This window comes from Streptomyces tamarix, from assembly GCF_032423885.1.
GTDB classification, from domain to species: domain Bacteria; phylum Actinomycetota; class Actinomycetes; order Streptomycetales; family Streptomycetaceae; genus Streptomyces; species Streptomyces tamarix.
Genome location: NZ_JAWCTQ010000046.1, coordinates 41,476 through 60,318 on the forward strand (window position 1 = coordinate 41,476; position 18,843 = coordinate 60,318).

Consider the following 18,843-nt stretch of genomic DNA (forward strand, 5'->3'; position numbering starts at 1 on the left):
CCCCATCATTGAACACGTTCAAGTCCAGAGCCGACCCCGGCCGGCCAAGGACCGCACCCCGTCACGGCCCGTCCCGCGGTGACCGTCCAGGCCACGGCCGTACCACCGGGGCCATCCGGGCGGCGGCCGGGTCGGGCTCAGTGGAGTGGAAGGGAGCCGTGATGTCACGGCCCTCGGGACGGGTGTCCAGCAGACGTCAGGCGCTGGGTGTCTTCACCACGATGGGAGCCGGTTGCGCGCTGTCCACCTGCACGATCGGGACCCTGGCACGGCAAGATCACCGTCACGATGGAGGTGTACACGCACGTGCCGTCCGAGGCGACCCTCAAGGCCCTGCGAAGCTCGCAAAGCATCTGGGTCGGCAGGTCCGACACAGTTGCCGTACTTCGCTGCCGTACGGCAAGACAAAGCCCCCGCCCGGAGAACCCGGCGGGGGCTTTGATGTGCGTGGACCTGAGGGGATTTGAACCCCTGACCCCCTCGATGCGAACGAGGTGCGCTACCAGTCTGCGCCACAGGCCCTTGCGACGTGTGAAACATTAGCATCCCGATCGGGGTGCTCGGAAATCCGTTGCCTGGTCGGGCGCCGAGAGGTGGGTCACCTGGTCATTCGTTGGCCGCGCGGGGGCGGTCGTCGTCGGCGTACTGGTCGAACAGCGGGGTGCGGCCGTGGTCGCGGGAGCGGCGCGGGGGCGTGGCCGAGGGGTTCGGGTTCTTGCGGGTGGGCGGGGGCGGGGTGGGCTCCGCCGGGGAGGAGCGGGCGGCGCTCCACGTCTCCGGGTCGGTGACGTCGACGCCGCCCGTGGCGCGGGGGGCGACCGGGGCGGTGACGTAGGTGGGGAGCGGTACCGGGACGGGGTCCCAACTGTCACCCCTCGCCGGGCCGCGGTCGCGCTGCTGGTCGACCCACTCGGCGTGGTCGGTCTGCTCGACGAGCGCGCGGCGGTCGGCCTCCGCCGGGGACACCGGCGGTGTGGCCGGTTCCGGGTGCGCCGGGGCCGCCTCGTCCTGGAGGGGAGATGCCGGGCGGCCTCGGCGGGGTCGGTTCTCGCGGAGGCGCTGGGCCGCGGCCTCCGCGCGGCGCCGGTCCATCACGTACACGAAGCGGCGGCGCTCCTGGCGGCGCAGGTACACGATGTACGCGCTGAGCAGGACCGCCGGGAGGCCCGGCGCCCACAGGAACGCGAGGCCGCCCACGGCCGCGACGACCGCGCCCACGGTGAACGCGAGGAAGAGGAGCACCGTCGTACGGCGGCGGCGGGCCAGGACGCGGGAGCGGCGGGCGCGCTCGGCGGCCGCCCGCGACACGGCGGGGCGGGGGTGGGCGTCGGGGGCCGCCCTGCGCGCCGCGGAAGCGGAGGCGGGAGCGGGGACGGCGGCGGAGGCGGGAGCGGGGGCCTCCGGGAGTTCCAGGCGCGCCTCCGTGTGGGACGGGGGCGCGGCGAAGGCCCGGACGTCGACCGAGTCGATCTGCTCGGTCTCGGCGTCCGGGTCCACGTCGGGCACCCGCCAGTCCTCGTCGGCGCCGCGGGCGCGCAGCTCCTTGGCGTACCGGCGCTCCATCCCCGCCCGTCCGGACAGGAGCCGGATGGCGGTGCTGAAGCGTTCGGTCGGGCGTGCTTCGTTCAGCTCGTCCTGCCTGCGGAGCCACATCGGCACCAGATAGGCGGCCCAGGCTCCGACGATGACTGCGTAGATGAGGCCGCTGCTGCTCACGCCTCACACGGTAGAGGTGTTCGCATGAGGCCATCTGCCAATTGGGCCGGTGTGTCGCACGATCTGGCTGATATCACTGACATTTTTGTGATTGTTCGGATCGTTTGCGTGCACGCAAGCGCTTAATTCGAACACATGAATTATTTAGTTTGGTGTTCCCGGCGCGACCTGTGCCAGCGCCGCACCAGGCCCTCGGGGACCTCCTCCGCGGTCAGCGCGAAGACGAGGTGGTCCCGCCAGGCGCCGTCGATATGGAGGTACCGCGGACGCAGCCCCTCCTCGCGGAATCCCAATTTCTCCACGACGCGGCGGCTCGGCCCGTTCTCGGGGCGGATGCACACCTCGATCCGGTGCAGCCCGACCGCCCGGAAGCAGTGGTCGACGGCGAGCGCGACCGCCGTGGGCATGACGCCGCGGCCCGCGACGTCCCGGTCGACCCAGTAGCCGACGTGCCCGGAGCACATCGAGCCCCAGGTGATCCCGGCGACGGTGAGCTGGCCGACGAGCCGGCCCTGGTACTCGATGACGAACGGCAGCATCCGGCCGGCGTTGGCCTCCGCGCGCAGGTGGCGGACCATCTGCCGGTACGTGGGGCGCTGGAGGGGGGGCGCTCCGGGAACGGGCGGCGGGACGGTGGCCTCCCAGGGGCGCAGCCAGTCGCGGTTGCGCCCGTTGACCTCCCGCCACGCCTTGTGGTCGCGGGCCTTTATCGGGCGCAGCACCACGTCGCCGTCGGCCAGCGTCACGGGCCAGGCGGGGTTCATGAGGCCGGTCTCGGGTGGTCGCCGCCGCGTAGCTGGTCCACCGCGTGGACGAGGAGCGGCTCCAGGACGGCGAGGCCGTCGCGTACGCCGCCGGTGGAGCCGGGCAGGTTGACGATCAGGGTGCGGCCCGCGACGCCGGCCAGGCCGCGGGAGAGGGCCGCCGTGGGGACCTTCCCCCGGCCGTACGCGCGGATGGCCTCCGGGATGCCGGGCACCTCGTGGTCGAGGACGCGGCGGGTGGCCTCGGGCGTGGCGTCGGTGGGCGAGACGCCCGTGCCGCCGGTCGTGAGGATCACGTCGTACCCGTCGCGCACCCCCGCGCGCAGGGCGGCCTCGACGGGGTCGCCGTCCGGGACGACCCGCGGGCCGTCGACGGCGAAGCCGAGCGCCGCCAGGCCCTCGGCGAGGAGGGGGCCGCCCCTGTCCTCGTACACGCCGGCCGCGGCGCGGTTCGATGCGGTGACCACCAGCGCGCGGTACGTCACGGCCGGCTCCAGTCCCCGGACTTGCCGCCCGTCTTCTCCTCCACCCGCACGTCGGAGATGACGGCGGCCTTGTCGACCGCCTTGACCATGTCGACGACGGTCAGGGCGGCCACGGACACCGCCGTGAGGGCCTCCATCTCGACGCCCGTGCGGTCCGTGGTCCGCACGGTCGCGGTGATCTCGACCGCGTCGTCGGCGACCTCCAGGTCGACCTTCACCCCGGAGACGGCGAGGGGGTGGCACAGCGGGATCAGGTCGGGGGTGCGCTTGGCCCCCATGATCCCGGCGATCCGGGCCGTGGCGAGCGCGTCGCCCTTCGGGACGCCCTCGCCGCGCAGCAGCTCCACCACCCGTGGCGACACGAGGACCCGGCCGCTCGCGCGCGCGGTGCGGGCGGTGACGTCCTTCGCGGAGACGTCCACCATGCGGGCCGCGCCCGCCTCGTCGATGTGGGTCAGGCTGCCTTGCGTACTCAACTCACTCCGCCTCGCGATCCTGGCGCCGGTCGTCTTGTCCGGCACGGCGGCAGACACCGTACCGCCAGGCCGCCCCGCGGGGCCCGCCGGTTCAGCCGATGAGAACGACCTCCAGCTCGGTCCCCGGCTCCACGCGCGTGGTCTCCTCCGGTACGACGATGAGCGCGTCGGCCTGGGCGAGGGCGGCGACCAGGTGCGACCCGGCACCGCCCACAGGAGCGACGGTACCCGCCTGGGCGTCGTACGTCCCGCGCAGGAACTGGCGCTTCCCGGCGGGCGACGGCAGCGGCCCGGCGGCGGACAGCACGGCACGCGCGCGCGGGCGGTGGAGGTCCGGCAGCCCCATGAGGGCGCGGATCGCGGGCCGGACGAACAGCTCGAAGGAGACGTACGAGGAGACCGGATTGCCCGGCAGGGCGAGCAGCGGGGTGTGCTCGGGGCCGATGGAGCCGAAGCCCTGGGGCTTGCCCGGCTGCATGGCGAGCGCGCGGAACTCGACGCCGCCGCCCGGCTCGTCGGCGTCGGACGCCGCCGACAGGGCCTCCTTGACCACGTCGTACGCGCCGACGCTGACGCCGCCCGTGGTCACCAGGAGGTCCGCACGGACCAGCTGGTCCTCGATGGTGGCGCGGAGCGTGTCCGCGTCGTCCGTGACGGCGCCGACCCGGTAGGCGATGGCGCCGGCGTCGCGGGCGGCGGCGGCCAGGGCGAAGCTGTTGGAGTCGTAGATCTGGCCGGGGCCCAACTCGGCGCCCGGCTGGACGAGCTCGCTGCCCGTGGAGAGGACGACCACGCGGGGGCGGGGGCGGACCCGGACCGAACCGCGGCCGATGGCGGCGAGGAGGCCGATCTGGGGCGGCCCGAGGACCGTGCCCGCCGCGAGGGCCAGGTCGCCGGCGGCCACGTCGCTGCCGCGCGCGCGTACGTGGGCGCGGGCCTCGGCGGGCCGGTGGACGCGGACCTCGCCGCTCGCGCCCTCCGGGGCCGCGCTGGCCGCGCGCATGCCCATGGCGGCGCCGCCGCCCGTACCGCCGTCGGTCCACTCGACGGGGACGACCGCCTCGGCGCCGGGCGGGAGGGGCGCGCCGGTCATGATCCGCGCGGCCTGGCCGGGGCCGACCTCGGGCAGGCCGTCGCCGCCGGCCGCCACGTCCCCGACGACGGTGAGCACCGCGGGGAACTCCTCGCTCGCCCCGGCGACGTCGGCGACGCGCACGGCGTAGCCGTCCATGGAGCTGTTGTCGAAGGGCGGCAGGGCGACGGGCACCGTGACGTCCTCGACCAGCACGCAGCCCTGGGCGTCGGGCAGCTGCAGCTCGATGGGGTCCAGCGGGTGGACGGCCGTGAGGATGTCCTCCAGGTGCTCGTCCACCGTCCAGACGGTTCTCTCCGGGCTCACTGAGCTCACAGGGCCTACATCTCCTCGGTGACGTAACGGCGGAGCCAGGAACGGAACTCCGGTCCCAGATCTTCACGTTCGCACGCGAGTCTGACAATCGCCCGCAGATAGTCGCCGCGGTCGCCGGTGTCGTAGCGGCGGCCCTTGAAGACGACGCCGTGGACGGGGCCGCCGGCCTTCTCGTCGGTGGCGAGCTTGTGGAGGGCGTCGGTCAGCTGGATCTCGCCGCCCCGGCCGGGCTCGGTCTCGCGCAGTATCCCGAAGATCGCCGGGTCCAGGACGTACCGGCCGATGATCGCGTAGTTGCTGGGGGCGTCGGCGGGGTCCGGCTTCTCCACGAGGTCGGTGACCCTGACCACGTCGGCCTCGTTGGTGGGCTCGACGGCGGCGCAGCCGTAGAGGTGGATCTGGGACGGGTCGACCTCCATGAGGGCCACGACGCTGCCGCCCTGGCTCTCCTGGACCTCCACCATGCGGGACAGCAGCGGGTCGCGGGGGTCGATCAGGTCGTCGCCGAGGAGCACGGCGAACGGCTGGTCGCCGACGTGCGGGGCGGCGCACAGGACGGCGTGGCCGAGGCCGCGCGGGTCGCCCTGGCGGACGTAGTGCATGGTCGCCAGCTCGTTCGACGCCTTGACGCGCTCCAGTCTCTCCTGGTCGCCCTTGCGGTAGAGCGCTTCTTCGAGCTCGTAGTTCCGGTCGAAGTGGTCCTCCAGGGGCCGCTTGTTCCGACCGGTGATCATCAGTACGTCGTTCAGACCGGCGGCCACCGCCTCCTCCACCACGTACTGGATGGCAGGCTTGTCGACGACGGGCAGCATCTCCTTGGGGGTGGCCTTCGTGGCGGGCAGGAAGCGGGTGCCGAGGCCCGCGGCGGGGATGACGGCCTTGCGGATCATGGAATGTGACTCAGTCATGCCGAGCACCATATCTGTTCAACATATGAGGGAAGATTCAGGTTCGGTTACCTTTCTCCACGTATAAGCACATACAAGAAGATTGATGGGGAGACGTGCCCGAGAAAACTGTTCCGGCGAACGGCGGTACGGCGGATCGCGGGGAGCGGGGGACCGCTGCCGGGCCGGACGCGGGGGTCCCGCGGGGGGCGCCGGCCCCTGCGGGCGAGCGAAGGCCGGACAAGGTGCCGGACAGGGTGCCGGACAAGGCGGGGCTGCGGAGCCGGTTGCTCGCCGCCCGCACCCTGCTGACCACCGAGGACGTCGAGCGGGCCGCCGGGGCCCTCGCCGCCGCGGCGCTGGAGCTGCCCGAGCTGGCGGGGGCCGGCACGGTCGCCGCGTACGTCTCCGTGGGCCGGGAGCCGGGCACGCGGACGCTGATCGAGGCGCTGCGCGCGCGGGGCGTGCGGGTGCTGCTGCCCGTCCTGATGGCCGACAACGACCTGGACTGGGCGGTCTACGAGGGCGCCGCCGGGCTCGCCGGGGCGCGGCGGGGGCTGCTGGAGCCCTCGGGGCCCCGGCTCGGTCCGGAGGCGGTCGCGGAGGCGGGCGCAGTGCTGCTGCCGGGGCTCGCGGTGGACGCGCGGGGCATGCGGCTGGGCCGGGGCGGCGGCTCGTACGACCGGGTACTGGCCCGCCTCGCGCGCGTGGGGGCCGATCCGGCGCTCGTGGTGCTCCTCTACGCGCACGAGGTGGTCGCCCGGGTCCCGGAGGAACCGCACGACCACCCCGTGCACGCGGTGGTGACCCCCGACGGGGTGCGGCGTTTCACCGCACCCCGGCCGGGCTGATCAGGGCTTCAGGACCAGGTGGTCGGCCTTCGCCGCGTCGACCGCCTCGTCGCTGAACGGCCAGTCCAGCAGTTCGCCCCTGGCCCACGCGTCGGTCTGGTCCGTGTAGTGCGGGTGGTAGGCGTGGCCGGAGGCGCCGGTCAGGTTGATCCAGCGGGACTTGTCCCAGTCGCCGACGTTGACGACCATCCGCATGGACGGCACCCAGACGACGCCGTAGCCGCCCGCCGCGTTCCAGCCGGTGGCGTTGACGGCCGCCTCGCCGCCCGCCAGGTTCCACGGGCCGCGGTTCAGCAGGAACTTCACGACGTCCGGTCCGCCCGTGCCCAGCGTCTGGTTGCGCAGGTTCAGCTGGTGCAGCCGGCCCCAGCTCCAGGTGGAGATGTCCTTGCCGAGCTGCGCGGTCAGCTCCCAGCGGGCGTCCTTCATGGCGCGGGCGAGCAGTTGGTCGCGGGTCTCGGTGGCGTCGTCGAGGCGGTTCCCCGGCGTGCGCCACCAGGCGTTGTCCTCGTCCTCCAGGAGCGGGCGGACCACCTCGTACCAGCGGTCGCCGCCGTCCGGCTGCGCCTTGTCCGCGTCGCGCTGGCCGCACTCGCGGACGAGCCGGTCGCGCTGGTCGTCCGGGACGGTGGGGTCGGCGGGCGGGACGTTGAGGCACTCGCCCTTGACGCGCAGCTCCTTGGGGAGCTTGTCGCCGAACGCCAGCTTCAGGACGTTGCGCCAGACCGCGTTGAAGTACGCGGCGGCCGGGGAGTCGGCCTCCTGCGTGTAGTCCCAGCCCTCCAGCAGCTTCTGCGCCTCCCGGACGTACGGGTCCGCGATGTCGACCTTCAGCAGGAGCGGGGTCAGCAGCTTGGCTATCTCGCTCTGGTTGTCCGTTTGCATGGTGCGCATGTCGTCGGTGGAGATCTTGCCGCCGTCCTTGATCTTCGACTCGATGAGGTCGTTGATGCGCTGGCTGCGGGAGCCGTAGCCCCAGTCGGCGGTGAGGTGGTGCGGGTACTCGTCGTTCACGACGGCCTGGTTGGCGGTGACGATGTAGCCGCGCTCCGGGTTCTCCTCGTACGGCAGCTCGTCGAACGGGATGTACTTCTTCCAGTCGTACGCGGGGTCCCAGCCGGGCGCCGGGAGCGTGCCGTCGTGCTTCTCGGCGCGGACGGGGATCTTGCCGGGGGCCTGGTAGCCGATGTGGCCCTTGGCGCCCTTGGCGTCGGCGTAGACCAGGTTCTGCGACGGCACCTCGAAGTCGCGGGCGGCGTCCCGGAACCCCTTGAAGTCGCGGGCGCGGTTCAGCTTGAACACGGCGTCCATGGACTTGCCCGGGGTGAGGGCGGTCCAGCGCAGGGAGACCGCGTAGCCGTCGCCGCGGTCGGGCGCGGGGTCGGCGATGGGGGCCTTCTGGCCGACCTTCTCCAGCTCGCCGCTGCGGTCGGAGATCAGCGGGCCGTTGTTGGTGGTGCGGACGGTGATGGTGCGGCTGCCGCCGCCGGCGATCCTGATCACCTCGTCGCGGGTCTCGAACGGCACCTCCTTGGTGCCGCGCAGGTAGCCGCGGTCGGTGACCTTCTGCAGGTACAGGTCGGTGACGTCGGCACCGAGGTTGGTGAAGCCCCAGGCGATGTCCTGGTTGTGGCCGATGACGACACCCGGCATCCCGGCGAAGGTGTAGCCGGCGACGTCGTAGCGGCACTTGTCGGAGACGGCGCGGCAGTGCAGGCCCATCTGGTACCAGACGGACGGCAGCTGCGGGGCGAGGTGCGGGTCGTTGGCCAGGAGCGGCTTGCCGGTGGTCGTGTGCTCACCGGAGACGACCCACGAGTTGGAGCCGATGCCGTCGCCGTTCGGGCCGAGCAGGGCGGGAACGGAGTCGAGCGCCTCGGAGAGGGCCGCGAGCTGCGACTGGAGGCCGCCCTGGAGGTCACCCTGGGCGCCGCTCTGGAAGCCGCCGGCGCCCTGGTCGGTCTGGCCGGTGCCGGAGCCCTGGACGCCGCCCTGGAAGCCGCCGCCGTCGCCCGTGCCCGTGCCGTCACCCGTGCCGTCGCCGTCCTCGCCGTCACCGGACGCCTTGAAGTCCTCGACGACGGGGCGGTGGGTCTTGTACGGGTAGGCCGGGTACAGGTCCTCGATCTGCTCGTCGGTGAGCCGGCTCGTCATGAGCGAGCGGTCGATCTCGTCCTGCATGTTGCCGCGCAGGTCCCAGGCCATGGCCTTCAGCCAGGCGATCGAGTCGACCGGGGTCCAGGGCTCGATCGCGTAGTCGTGCGAGAAGGCGAGCGCGGAGTACTCGACGGAGACGTCCCGGGGCGCCTTGTCCTTCAGGTAGGCGTTGACGCCGTCCGCGTACGCCCGGAGATTCTTCTTCGTCTCCTCCGACAGGACCTCGTCGTACTCCTCCTTCGCCACCCGGTGCCAGCCGAGCGTGCGGAGGAACGCGTCCGTGTCGACCATGTCCTTGCCGAGCATCTCGGAGAGGCGGCCCGCGGTCATGTGGCGGCGGACGTCCATCTCCCAGAAGCGGTCCTGTGCCTGGACGTACCCCTGGGCGCGGAACAGGTCCTCGTCCGTGGAGGCGTAGATCTGCGGGACGCCGTAGCCGTCGCGCTTGACGTCGACCGGCCCGGAGAGACCGGCGAGCTGGAGCGTGCCGGTGGTCTGCGGGAAGGGCGCGCGCACGGTGCTGACGCTCCAGTAGGCGCCGTAGCCGACGCCCGCGACGAGCGCCAGCACCAGGGCGATCACGAGCAAGCGGGCACGTCGCCCCTTCTTCTTGGGGGAAGAGACGGTGGTGTTGGCGGGCATCGCTGTCCTTCGAGGCGCAGGCTGGGTCCAGGAGTGCTGGGAGCAACCATAGGCGCAGCGATCGACCGCCCCGGACGCGGTGCCGGTAAAGGGGGCCCGCCGCGGAAGGCGGCACCGGCGTCAGGGAAACGTTAAAGATTAGGTAAGGTAACGAAGTACCGGCCGTCGCAGACCCTCCGCACGGCCGGACATACCCGGCATAACCCCGCCTTCGCCGAAAACCGGCAACTGTACGAATCCGCCCGGGCGGTGGGAACGGCGCCCACGCGCGCGTAGCCGGGTCGGAAGACCGGACGCGGACGCCCGCGCACAACTGAAGAGGTCCGCCCACGCATCTCCCGGGAAGGTTCGGCCCCTGACTGTCCACCAGCTCAACGAACTCCTGCTCATCGGCTCGCTCGTCCTGCTCGTCGCCGTCGTCGCGGTGCGCCTGTCCTCACGCAGCGGCCTCCCCAGCCTGCTCCTGTACCTCGGCATCGGCGTCGCCATGGGGCAGGACGGCATCGGCAACGTCGCCTTCGACAACGCCGAGCTCACTCAGGTCATCGGCTACGGCGCGCTCGTCGTGATCCTCGCCGAGGGCGGCCTGGGCACCAAGTGGAAGGAGATCAGGCCCGCCCTGCCCGCCGCGACCGTCCTCGCGACCGTCGGCGTCGCGGTGAGCGTGGGCATCACGGCCGCCGCGGCGCACTACCTCGTCGGCCTGGAGTGGCGGCAGGCGCTGCTCATCGGCGCCGTCGTCTCCTCCACGGACGCCGCGGCCGTCTTCTCCGTGCTGCGCAAGGTGCCCCTGCCGTCGCGGGTGACCGGCACCCTGGAGGCCGAGTCGGGGTTCAACGACGCGCCCGTCGTGATCCTGGTGGTCGCCTTCTCGACGACGGGCCCCGTGGACAGCTGGTACGTCCTGGTCGGCACGATCGCGCTGGAGCTCGCCATCGGCGCGGGCATCGGCCTGGCGGTCGGCCTCCTCGGCGCGTACGGGCTGAAGCGGGTCGCCCTGCCGGCCTCCGGCCTGTACCCGATCGCCGTGATGGCCATCGCCGTCACCGCGTACGCGGCGGGCGCCCTCGCCCACGGCAGCGGCTTCCTCGCGGTGTACCTGGCCTCCGTGGTGCTCGGCAACGCGAAGTTGCCGCACCAGCCGGCCAACCGCGGCTTCGCCGAGGGCCTCGGCTGGATCGCCCAGATCGGGATGTTCGTCCTGCTCGGCCTGCTGGTGACCCCGCACGAACTGCTGCGGGACTTCTGGCCGGCGGTGGCGATCGGCCTGGCCCTGACGGCCGTGGCGCGCCCGGTGTCGGTCCTGCTGAGCCTGACGCCGTTCCGCATCCCGTGGCAGGAGCAGGCTCTGATGTCGTGGGCCGGGCTGCGGGGCGCGGTGCCGATCATCCTGGCGACGATCCCGATGGTGTCGGGGATCGAGGGCAGCCGGAAGGTCTTCAACATCGTCTTCGTCCTGGTCGTCGTCTACACGCTGGTGCAGGGGCCGACGCTGCCCTGGCTGGCGAAGGCGCTGCGGCTGGGCGCCGGGACGGAGGCCACGGACCTGGGGGTCGAGTCGGCGCCCCTGGAGCGGCTCCGCGGCCACCTGCTGTCCCTGTCGATCCCGGACCGGTCGAAGATGCACGGCGTGGAGGTCGCGGAGCTGCGGCTGCCGCCCGGCGCGGCGGTCACCCTCGTCGTCCGGGACGGCACGAGTTTCGTGCCGTCGCCGACGACGGTGCTGCGGCGCGGCGACGAACTGCTGGTCGTGGCGACGGACCCGGTGCGGGACGCGGCGGAGCGGCGGCTGCGGGCCGTCGGCCGGGGCGGCAAACTGGCGGGCTGGCTGGGGACGGGAGGCTGATCCCGGCAGTCGGGGGCGGTACGGGGCGGGTGCGCCGGCCGGGGACGGGAGGCCGGCCCTCCAGCGGCCGGGGGCGGAGGGGCGGAGCAGGTGCGCCGACCGGGGACCGGGGGCTGGTCCGGCGACCAGGGGCAGTGCGGGGGTGGCTCGCGGCTTCCCGGGCGGAGGGGGTCGCGTGGCGCTTTCCGCGGGCGGCGGAGTGGCACGTAGCGCTTTTCGCAGGCAGGGAAGCGGATCTTGGCACTTTCCGCAGGTAGGGAAGGGGCACATGGCACTTTTCACAGGAGCCACTCCGCTCGCCCCCTGTACCATGAAGGCGCATTGATCGAACCAACTCTGCCTGATGCAGGGCTGGCGCGACCGTATGGCGGCCGAGTCCCCCTCCGCGGGGCTCCGGTATCTACCGCGCTTCCGCGCAAGAGGACAGCCCTCGGCGGCTCCCGGCACCCCGGCGAGCGCTACCAGGCGGCAGAAAGGCACGGGCCGTGGCATCCACGGTCACCTCCGACGCTGTGAAGCGTCCCGGATACGGGCAGCTCCTGCGCACCCCCGGCGCCTGGACGTTTCTGCTGCCCGGATTCGCGGCGCGGCAGCCGTTCGCGATGCTCACCATCGGCATCGTCCTGCTGGTTCAGCACACCACCGGCTCGTACGGCAGCGCGGGCGCCGTCGCCGCGGTGACCGGCGTGTCCATGGCGCTGTTCGCCCCGCAGAGCGGGAAGCTCGCGGACCGCTTCGGGCAGCGCGCCGTCCTGGTCCCCGGCGTCCTCGTGCACGCCGCGTCGGTCTCCCTGCTGACGGTGCTCGCCCTGGCCGACGCGCCCCTGTGGGCGCTGTTCGCGGCGGCGGTGCCGAGCGGCGCCTCCGTCCCGCAGGTGGGCCCCATGGTGCGGGCCCGCTGGGCGGCCCGGCTGGAGGGCTCGCCGCTCATGTCGACGGCGGCGGCGTTCGAGTCCGTGACGGACGAGTTCACGTTCGTCGTGGGCCCCGTCCTGGCGACGGCGCTGTGCACCGGCGTGCACCCGGCGGCCGGCCTGGTCGCCGAGGCGTCCCTGACCCTGGTCGGCGGCCTCCTGTTCGCCGCCCAGAAGCGCACCCAGCCGGCCCACGGGGCCCGCTCCGGCGCCGGGGCGCGACCGCGCGCGTCGGCGCTGTCCGTGCCGGGCGTACGCGTGCTGGCGGTGGCGTTCCTGGGGATCGGCTCCGTCTTCGGCGGCATGCAGGTCTCGCTGACCGCGTTCACCGAGGAGATCGGCGACCCCGGGGTCAACGGCCTGCTGTACGGCCTCTTCGCCGCGGGCAACATGCTGGCCGGCATCGCCGTCGGCGCCATCGCCTGGAAGTCCGGGCCGCGGCGCCGCCTGATCGTCGGGTACGCGGCGCTGACCGTGGCCGCCTCGCTGCTGTGGTCCGCGCAGTCGGTGCTGCTGCTGGGCGCGCTCGGCCTGGTGGTCGGCCTGTGCATCGCGCCCGCGCTGATCAGCGGGTACACGCTCGTCGAGCCCCTGGTGCCGGCCTCCGCGCGCACGGAGGCGTTCACCTGGCTGACCGGCGCCGTCGCACTGGGCCAGGCGGCCGCCGTGACGGTCGCCGGACGCCTCGCGGACGCGCACGGCTCGGCCGCCGGGTTCCTGGTGCCGCTGGGCGGCACGGCGCTGGCGCTGGTCACCCTGCTCGCGCTCCGGTCGCGGCTGGCGCCCCGGGCGCCCCAGGACCGCACCGCCGCACGTGGCATCGGTCACCGCGTGCCGGTGGCGGTGGACTGAAGCGAAGGAATGCGTCACTATTGTTCGTCGTTAGCACTCATCGAGTGAGAGTGCCAGGAGGAAGACAAGTGCCGACGTACCAGTACCAGTGCACCGAGTGCGGCGAGGGCCTCGAGGCGGTGCAGAAGTTCACCGATGACGCCCTGACCGAGTGCCCGAGCTGCAAGGGACGCCTGAAGAAGGTGTTCTCGGCGGTCGGTATCGTCTTCAAGGGCTCCGGCTTCTACCGCAACGACAGCCGTGGCGCGTCCTCGAGCAGCTCCCCCGCGGCGAAGTCCGGCTCGTCGTCGTCCTCGGCGTCGTCGTCCGACTCGTCCTCGTCCTCGTCCGGCTCGTCCTCCTCGGACGCGAAGCCCGCGGCGTCGAGCACGGGCAGCGGCACCAGCTCCGCCGCCTGACCGAGGCACCGACACGTCCCAGGGCCCTGCCGTTCCGTACGGCGGGGCCTTCGGCGTACCCGGCGGCGGGGCGGGCCTGCGCAGGCCGGGGTGGGGCGCTGGTACAGGACGGGGGCATCCAGGGGCTGGTGCGGGGCGGGGGCACCGGTACGGGTCGGGAGCGGCCCGGGGTCGGGAGCGCCGGTGTGGGGTGGGGCGCCCGGAGGCCGGGGACGTCCAGGGGCCGGGGGTTTCCGGAGGCCGGGGGTTTCCGGAGGCCCGGGGGCGCCCGGAGGGGCCGGGGGGCGTCCAGGGGCCGGATGGGCCGCGTCTAGGGTGAGGCGCATGGCGACGCATGCAGAGATCGGCGTGATCGGCGGTTCCGGCTTCTACTCCTTCCTGGAGGACGTGACCGAGGTCGAGGTCACCACCCCGTACGGCAAGCCCAGCGACTCCCTGTTCGTCGGGGAGGTGGCCGGACGCAGGGTCGCCTTCCTGCCCCGGCACGGCCGCGACCACCGGCTGCCGCCGCACCGCATCAACTACCGGGCCAACCTGTGGGCGCTGCGTTCGGTCGGCGTCCGCCAGGTCCTGGGGCCGTGCGCCGTGGGCGGGCTGCGCGCCGAGTACGGGCCGGGCACGCTCCTCGTACCGGACCAGCTCGTCGACCGTACGAAGTCGCGCGTCCAGACCTTCTTCGACGGGGAGCCGCTGCCGGACGGCACGGTGCCGAACGTCGTCCACACCACGTTCGCCGACCCGTACTGCCCGGACGGGCGGAAGGCGGCGCTGAGGGCCGCGCAGGGCCGGAGGTGGGACGCCGTGGACGGCGGCACGATGGTCGTCGTCGAGGGGCCGCGCTTCTCGACGCGCGCCGAGTCGCGCTGGCACGCCGCGATGGGCTGGTCCGTCGTCGGGATGACCGGCCACCCCGAGGCGGTCCTCGCCCGTGAGCTGGGCCTCTGCTACACGTCGTTGGCCCTGGTCACGGACTTGGACGCGGGCGCCGAAACGGGCGAGGGCGTGTCGCACACGGAGGTGCTGCGGGTGTTCGGGGAGAACGTCGAGCGACTGCGCGCCGTGCTGTTCGACGCGGTGGGGGCGCTGCCGGAGACCGAGAACCGGTCGTGCCTGTGCACCCACGCCCACGACGGGTGGAACCTGGGGATCGAGCTGCCGTAGGACCGCGGCTCACCCCTGGGGGTGAGCCGGTTTTCCACAGAGGGGCCGGCTGTGCACAGGCCCGAGCGGGGGCGGGGGGAACGCGGGATGGTGAGGGACGTCGGCGCTCCGCCGGCGACGGTCCTCCCACGACAGGCGGTGCGCCATGACATCCCGCACGTACCAGTCCGCGTCCTTCTCCGCGTCTTCCTCCGCGCCTTCCTCCCCGTCCTCTTCCGCGTCCTTCTCCGCGTCCCCCGCCGTCCCCTCTTCCGCGTCCCCCTCCGTGTCCCCGCTTCCGGCCCCTCCGTCCCCCTTCTCCTCCGTCCCTCCCCCGGCGCCGTTCGTACCGGAGACGTGCGCGGTGCCGCTGTTCGCGCCGCTGCGGGTACGCGGCGGGCGGTACGGGCTGTGGTGGGCCGTGCGGCGCAGGCGGCGGGCGATGGCGGCGGCGCTGGCGATGGCGGCCGCCGCGATGGCGGCGTCGGGTTTCCGCGAGCCCTCGACCGAGGCCGGGCCGGAGGCGCGGCGGGCGGACCGCGCGGCCGCGGTGCGGACCGGGCCGCCCGGCCTGTCGGCGGCACCGGCGGGGCAGAGGAAGCGGGACCTGGTGTCCGCGCCCGTGCGGATCGCGGACGGGGAGACCGTACGGCTGCTGCGGCCCGGCGACCGGGTGGACGTGATCGCCGCCCCGGCGACCCCGGCCGGCACGTCGGCGGAGGACGACGGCCCGCAGGCTCGGATCCTGGCGTCCGGGGTCCGGGTGACGGCCGTGCCCCGCAGGGAGGGAGAAGAGGAGGGCGCTCCTCCGGACGGTCTGGGCGGGCCCGCCGGGGCGGAACGGGGCGACGGCGCGCTACTCGTGCTGGCCGTGCCGCGCGCGGCCGCCGCGGACCTCGTCGCCGCGTCCGCCACGGCGCGACTGGCGGTGGTCCTGTGCTGACTCACCCGCACGGGCAGTGCCCGCACCGGTCCGGGTACACCGATTGGACGGCCTCGTGCCCCGCGCGGCGTAATGGCTGCGCCCACTGCACACGCGACGAAAGGCATCTAGGTGAGCCAGGAAAGCAGGACGAGTCTCCTGGAAGGCTTCAAGGCGTTCCTGATGCGGGGGAACGTGGTGGATCTCGCGGTGGCCGTCGTCATCGGCGCCGCGTTCACCAATATCGTCAACGCCATCGTGAGGGGTGTCATCAGCCCGATCGTCGGCGCCTTCGGCACGAAGAGCCTGGACGGCTACCGGTCCTGCCTCAAGGGCCCGTGTGTGGTGGAGGGCGGCGAGGTCACCAGTGGTGTGGCCATCCTGTGGGGTTCGGTGCTCAGCGCCACGCTCACCTTCCTGATCACGGCCACGGTGGTGTACTTCCTGATGGTGCTGCCGATGGCCAAGTACCTGGCGCGGAAGGCCGCCCGGGAGAAGGCGCTGCACGGCGACCAGGAGAGCGTGGAGGTCACCGAGCTGGACGTGCTGAAGGACATCCGCGACGCGCTCGTCCACCAGCGGGGCGACGAGACCGCCGGTTCGGGGGCCCGTGTTCCGTAACCCGCGCCGCGGCGACGGCTCAGAGGTGGTGCGGCGGCTTCTCGTCGAGGAAGCGGGCCAGGTCGTCGGCCGCGCCGCCACCACCCGGAGCCCGCTCGCCCCATCCACGGTCCGTATCGTCCGCGGACTGCTGGTCCAGCGGATCGTCGAAGACCAGCACGGGCTTCTTCTTCTCGGGCTCGGGCCGGTTCTCCGCAGCGCGCGGTCCGGGGGTGGGGGCGGTACTCATACGTTCAGCGTACGCCGCACGGTACGGGCGTCACCCCGTCACCCGACATGCCGTGCCGGCCGCCGCCGTGCCCTCTGTCGCGCCGCGGCCTGACGCAGGACCCGGGCGCTGGGCGCCGAGCGCGCGGCCCTGCGGGCACGGACGCCACACGACCTCTCCCGGAAGCACCGCGCCACGGCCCCTTCCCGTCCCTCTTGGCTCCCGTTCCTCGTCGTCCTGTGTCGCGTTCGACCTGTGGCGTGCTGTGGCGACGGTCCGGTGGCCGACCCCTCGTGACAGCGGTGACGGCGGTGGGGGGAGGGTCCCCCGGGCGTCCGCGGGCGGGCGGCGGGATATGAACAGGCGGGGTGCCGGTCTTGAAGGCGTGCGTGCTAGGTAGGAGGCGTGGACTCCTGGGGGTTGGCGGGCGGGCCGACGGATGCGGCCCGGCTGTGGGTGAAGCACGCACGGGTGCCCGGTGAGCGGGCGCTGAGCGGAACGACGGTCGCACTCGCCGGAGGGCGGCACCATCGCCGCAGTAGACGTGCGGGGTGGCGACCGGCAGGCCCGGGGCGAGGCGGGGCGCCGACCGACCGGGCCGGACCGTGGTGGAGTGCGGGTGCGGGGACGCCGCTGCGGGCGCGGTTCTCGGCGGCGGGCTCGGCAGTGGAGCGCGGGCGCGTGGGCGCCGGTGCAGGCACGGTCCTCGGCGGCGGGCGTGATGGCGGTGGTGGTGAAGGGCGCGGTGGTGGAGTGCGGATGTACGGGTGCCGCCGGTACGGGCGGGGCCGTCGGTACGGGCGGGTTCGTCGGTGGGCCGCGCGGTGATGGTGGAGGGTGTGGCGGTGGAGTCCGGGTGTGTGGGTGCCATCGGTCCGGGTGTGTGGGCGCCATCGGCACGGGCGGGGCTGTGCGGTGGGGCGGAACGCCGGAAGGGTGCTGGAGGGTTCGGGGGTGGCGGTGAAGGCGCTGATGGTGGTGAACGTGGTGGACCCGCCGATCGACTCGTCGACGGGCGCCCGGTACGGGGCGTACGGCGGTCCGGCCTTCGCGGCGGAGGGCGTAGCGGACCGGCCCGCGCTCCCGGCACCGGAGGTGCACGCGGCGGAAGCGCACGTGGAAGTGGCGCTGCGGCTGGTGGAGGCGCCGGGGCGCGGTGCCATGCCGCCGATGAGCACGACGTTCGCGGTGGCGGGTACGGACGGGGAGCCGACCCGCGCGCAGGGTCAGAAGGTCGCGGGGGTGGTGCACGACGGCGTTGCGCGCGCCGTACGGCCCGCCCACCGGCTGAAGGAGGGGAAACCGCCTTCGCCCTGGCGACCGGCGCACGACCGCTCATCCGGGGGCGCGAACCGCTCGCGCCGGACGCCTTGCCGGGGGCTGCGGCGGACGTCGTGGCACGAGCCATCGTACGGGCCGTGCTGACCGCGCGGCCCGTGTCAGGGCCGGGTGGCGACTTTCCGTCATACCACGGCCGGTACGGGACGCCGCCCGGGCTGGGCGGACTCCGGGGCGGTGACGGGCCGGACGGACCGAAGTGGCTGAACGGGCGGTACGGCCCGGGCTGTTGACCGATCCGGCGGGGGGCGCGCGGGAAATCGCCTCACGCGCCCTTCGTTTTCCGGAAGCCGGTCGCGTTGTCGTACCAAGGCACTACCTTGAGCAAGCATCGAGTAACACGCGGCGACCGCCTGGAGACCCATCTTGAACGATCCGATCGATCGGAACGATCCGTACGAGACCACAGAGCTGCATGTCGAGCGGCTTCTGGGCCGGGCGCTCAACTCCTTCGATCTGCCCGATGCCCTGGTCGAGCGGCTGCGTTCGGCGCTGGCGCACGCGAGCGCGCTGCACTCCTCGCACCACAGCGCGGCCCTGCACCGCGCGACGTACCGGCACACGTATCTGCTGGCGGACGGCGCGTCCCTGACGCTGTGGGAGCTGGTGCACCACACGGGCGAGGATGACCGGGACCACCACGAGCTGTACGTGGACGAGGCGGAGGTGCGGCTGGCGGCGGCGCGCCTGTCGGCGTCGTTCGGCCTCCCCGGCACCGTGGGGCGGGCCGATCCGCTGGACGACGACCTGGACGCGGACCTGGAGCTGCTGAGCGCGCTGCTCGTGCGCCCGCTGGCGCCCGCGCCGCGCATGTACGTGCCGGACGACTCGGCGGACCACGCGCGCCGGGTGCTGCGCCGCGCGGAGAACGCCGACCGACCGGGCGAGGCGGTCGCCGCGCGGCTGCGCGGGGCGTTCGCCCACCACATCCAGCAGGTGTTCGGCCGGCAGTGCGGGGTGGCGGGCGGCAGGGACGCGGGGTTCTCGCTGTACGAGCACGCGTTCCTGCTGATGGACGGGACGGAGATGAGCGTCTGGGAGGTCGAGCACACGGCGACGCCGGACGGCCGCCACATGTGCGAGGTGTACGAGAACGAGCACATGGCGCGGGCCGCGATGGAGGTACGCGCGGAACGGGCGTGGTGAACCCGGCGCGCGTCGCCGTAGCCGGACGTGCGGGGCCGGGCGCCCGGAGCGGAAGGGGCGGGGGGGGGGGGG

The 18,843-nt window shown here is 73.4% G+C and carries 17 protein-coding genes and 1 tRNA gene; 9 read left to right on the forward strand and 9 right to left on the reverse strand.

Annotated features, from left to right (window positions below):
* Window positions 1-448: 448 nt before the first annotated feature.
* From RND61_RS27210 to galU, 7 genes are all read right to left on the reverse strand, one after another.
* Window positions 449-522 (reverse strand) — tRNA-Ala (locus RND61_RS27210).
* 84 nt (window positions 523-606) lie between these two features.
* Window positions 607-1,716 (reverse strand): divisome protein SepX/GlpR, encoded by a 1,110-nt coding sequence (gene sepX / locus RND61_RS27215; RefSeq protein WP_315880766.1) that lies wholly within the window; start codon window positions 1,714-1,716, stop codon window positions 607-609.
* A 140-nt stretch (window positions 1,717-1,856) separates the two neighbouring features.
* Window positions 1,857-2,480: a GNAT family N-acetyltransferase gene (locus RND61_RS27220; protein WP_315880767.1), complete on the reverse strand. Its 624-nt coding sequence runs from the start codon at window positions 2,478-2,480 to the stop codon at window positions 1,857-1,859.
* Window positions 2,477-2,965 (reverse strand): MogA/MoaB family molybdenum cofactor biosynthesis protein, encoded by a 489-nt coding sequence (locus RND61_RS27225; protein ID WP_315880768.1) that lies wholly within the window; start codon window positions 2,963-2,965, stop codon window positions 2,477-2,479. Before RND61_RS27225 ends, RND61_RS27220 begins: the two co-directional genes overlap by 4 nt.
* Window positions 2,962-3,441: a cyclic pyranopterin monophosphate synthase MoaC gene (moaC, locus tag RND61_RS27230; protein WP_315880769.1), complete on the reverse strand. Its 480-nt coding sequence runs from the start codon at window positions 3,439-3,441 to the stop codon at window positions 2,962-2,964. The genes RND61_RS27225 and moaC overlap by 4 nt, the downstream gene beginning before the upstream one ends.
* A 91-nt stretch (window positions 3,442-3,532) precedes the next feature.
* A complete protein-coding gene (glp, locus tag RND61_RS27235) occupies window positions 3,533-4,840 on the reverse strand; it encodes a molybdotransferase-like divisome protein Glp (RefSeq protein WP_315880783.1) in 1,308 nt (435 codons plus the stop codon).
* A 14-nt stretch (window positions 4,841-4,854) separates the two neighbouring features.
* Window positions 4,855-5,757, reverse strand: coding sequence for a UTP--glucose-1-phosphate uridylyltransferase GalU (gene galU, locus RND61_RS27240; RefSeq protein ID WP_315880770.1), 903 nt, complete (start codon window positions 5,755-5,757; stop codon window positions 4,855-4,857).
* A 236-nt stretch (window positions 5,758-5,993) separates the two neighbouring features.
* Here galU and RND61_RS27245 point away from each other — a divergent pair, with 236 nt between their 5' ends.
* Window positions 5,994-6,587 carry a 5-formyltetrahydrofolate cyclo-ligase gene (locus tag RND61_RS27245; protein WP_315880771.1) on the forward strand — a complete coding sequence of 198 codons (594 nt, stop codon included), beginning with the start codon at window positions 5,994-5,996 and terminating at the stop codon, window positions 6,585-6,587.
* Here RND61_RS27245 and RND61_RS27250 read toward each other — a convergent pair whose 3' ends face one another.
* The gene (locus tag RND61_RS27250; protein WP_315880772.1) at window positions 6,588-9,386 is read right to left on the reverse strand and encodes a penicillin acylase family protein; all 2,799 of its coding nucleotides are present in this window, start codon (window positions 9,384-9,386) and stop codon (window positions 6,588-6,590) included. It lies immediately after the preceding gene.
* A 313-nt stretch (window positions 9,387-9,699) separates the two neighbouring features.
* On the opposite strand from RND61_RS27250, the gene RND61_RS27255 reads away from it, so the two are divergent.
* The 6 genes from RND61_RS27255 (at window position 9,700) to mscL (ending at window position 16,079) form a co-directional block, all read left to right on the forward strand.
* Window positions 9,700-11,232 carry a potassium/proton antiporter gene (locus tag RND61_RS27255; protein ID WP_391654246.1) on the forward strand — a complete coding sequence of 511 codons (1,533 nt, stop codon included), beginning with the start codon at window positions 9,700-9,702 and terminating at the stop codon, window positions 11,230-11,232.
* Window positions 11,233-11,717: 485 nt separating this feature from the next.
* Window positions 11,718-12,998, forward strand: coding sequence for an MFS transporter (locus RND61_RS27260; protein ID WP_315880773.1), 1,281 nt, complete (start codon window positions 11,718-11,720; stop codon window positions 12,996-12,998).
* A 68-nt stretch (window positions 12,999-13,066) separates the two neighbouring features.
* Window positions 13,067-13,396 (forward strand): FmdB family zinc ribbon protein, encoded by a 330-nt coding sequence (locus RND61_RS27265; RefSeq protein WP_315880774.1) that lies wholly within the window; start codon window positions 13,067-13,069, stop codon window positions 13,394-13,396.
* Between the two features lie 324 nt (window positions 13,397-13,720).
* Window positions 13,721-14,557 (forward strand): S-methyl-5'-thioadenosine phosphorylase, encoded by an 837-nt coding sequence (locus tag RND61_RS27270; RefSeq protein ID WP_315880775.1) that lies wholly within the window; start codon window positions 13,721-13,723, stop codon window positions 14,555-14,557.
* A 343-nt stretch (window positions 14,558-14,900) separates the two neighbouring features.
* Window positions 14,901-15,479, forward strand: a complete 579-nt coding sequence (locus RND61_RS27275; protein ID WP_315880776.1) for an RcpC/CpaB family pilus assembly protein — start codon at window positions 14,901-14,903, stop codon at window positions 15,477-15,479.
* Between the two features lie 111 nt (window positions 15,480-15,590).
* On the forward strand, window positions 15,591-16,079 hold the full coding sequence (mscL, locus tag RND61_RS27280) for a large conductance mechanosensitive channel protein MscL (RefSeq protein ID WP_315880777.1): 489 nt from the start codon (window positions 15,591-15,593) through the stop codon (window positions 16,077-16,079).
* A 19-nt stretch (window positions 16,080-16,098) separates the two neighbouring features.
* On the opposite strand, the gene RND61_RS27285 is transcribed toward mscL, so the two are convergent.
* Window positions 16,099-16,308 (reverse strand): hypothetical protein, encoded by a 210-nt coding sequence (locus RND61_RS27285; protein WP_315880778.1) that lies wholly within the window; start codon window positions 16,306-16,308, stop codon window positions 16,099-16,101.
* Window positions 16,309-17,223: 915 nt separating this feature from the next.
* On the opposite strand from RND61_RS27285, the gene RND61_RS27290 reads away from it, so the two are divergent.
* On the forward strand, window positions 17,224-17,712 hold the full coding sequence (locus RND61_RS27290; RefSeq protein ID WP_315880779.1) for a hypothetical protein: 489 nt from the start codon (window positions 17,224-17,226) through the stop codon (window positions 17,710-17,712).
* Window positions 17,713-17,991: 279 nt separating this feature from the next.
* Window positions 17,992-18,771, forward strand: a complete 780-nt coding sequence (locus RND61_RS27295; protein ID WP_315880780.1) for a DUF6227 family protein — start codon at window positions 17,992-17,994, stop codon at window positions 18,769-18,771.
* Window positions 18,772-18,843 lie beyond the last annotated feature (72 nt).

Excerpts from the sequence above, each read along its gene's own strand:
- galU (WP_315880770.1), bottom strand. The coding sequence starts at position 5,757 with ATGACTGAGTCACATTCCATGATCCGCAAGGCCGTCATCCCCGCCGCG.
- RND61_RS27250 (WP_315880772.1), bottom strand. The coding sequence starts at position 9,386 with ATGCCCGCCAACACCACCGTCTCTTCCCCCAAGAAGAAGGGGCGACGT.
- RND61_RS27270 (WP_315880775.1), top strand. The coding sequence starts at position 13,721 with ATGGCGACGCATGCAGAGATCGGCGTGATCGGCGGTTCCGGCTTCTAC.
- RND61_RS27220 (WP_315880767.1), bottom strand. The coding sequence starts at position 2,480 with ATGAACCCCGCCTGGCCCGTGACGCTGGCCGACGGCGACGTGGTGCTG.
- RND61_RS27285 (WP_315880778.1), bottom strand. The coding sequence starts at position 16,308 with ATGAGTACCGCCCCCACCCCCGGACCGCGCGCTGCGGAGAACCGGCCC.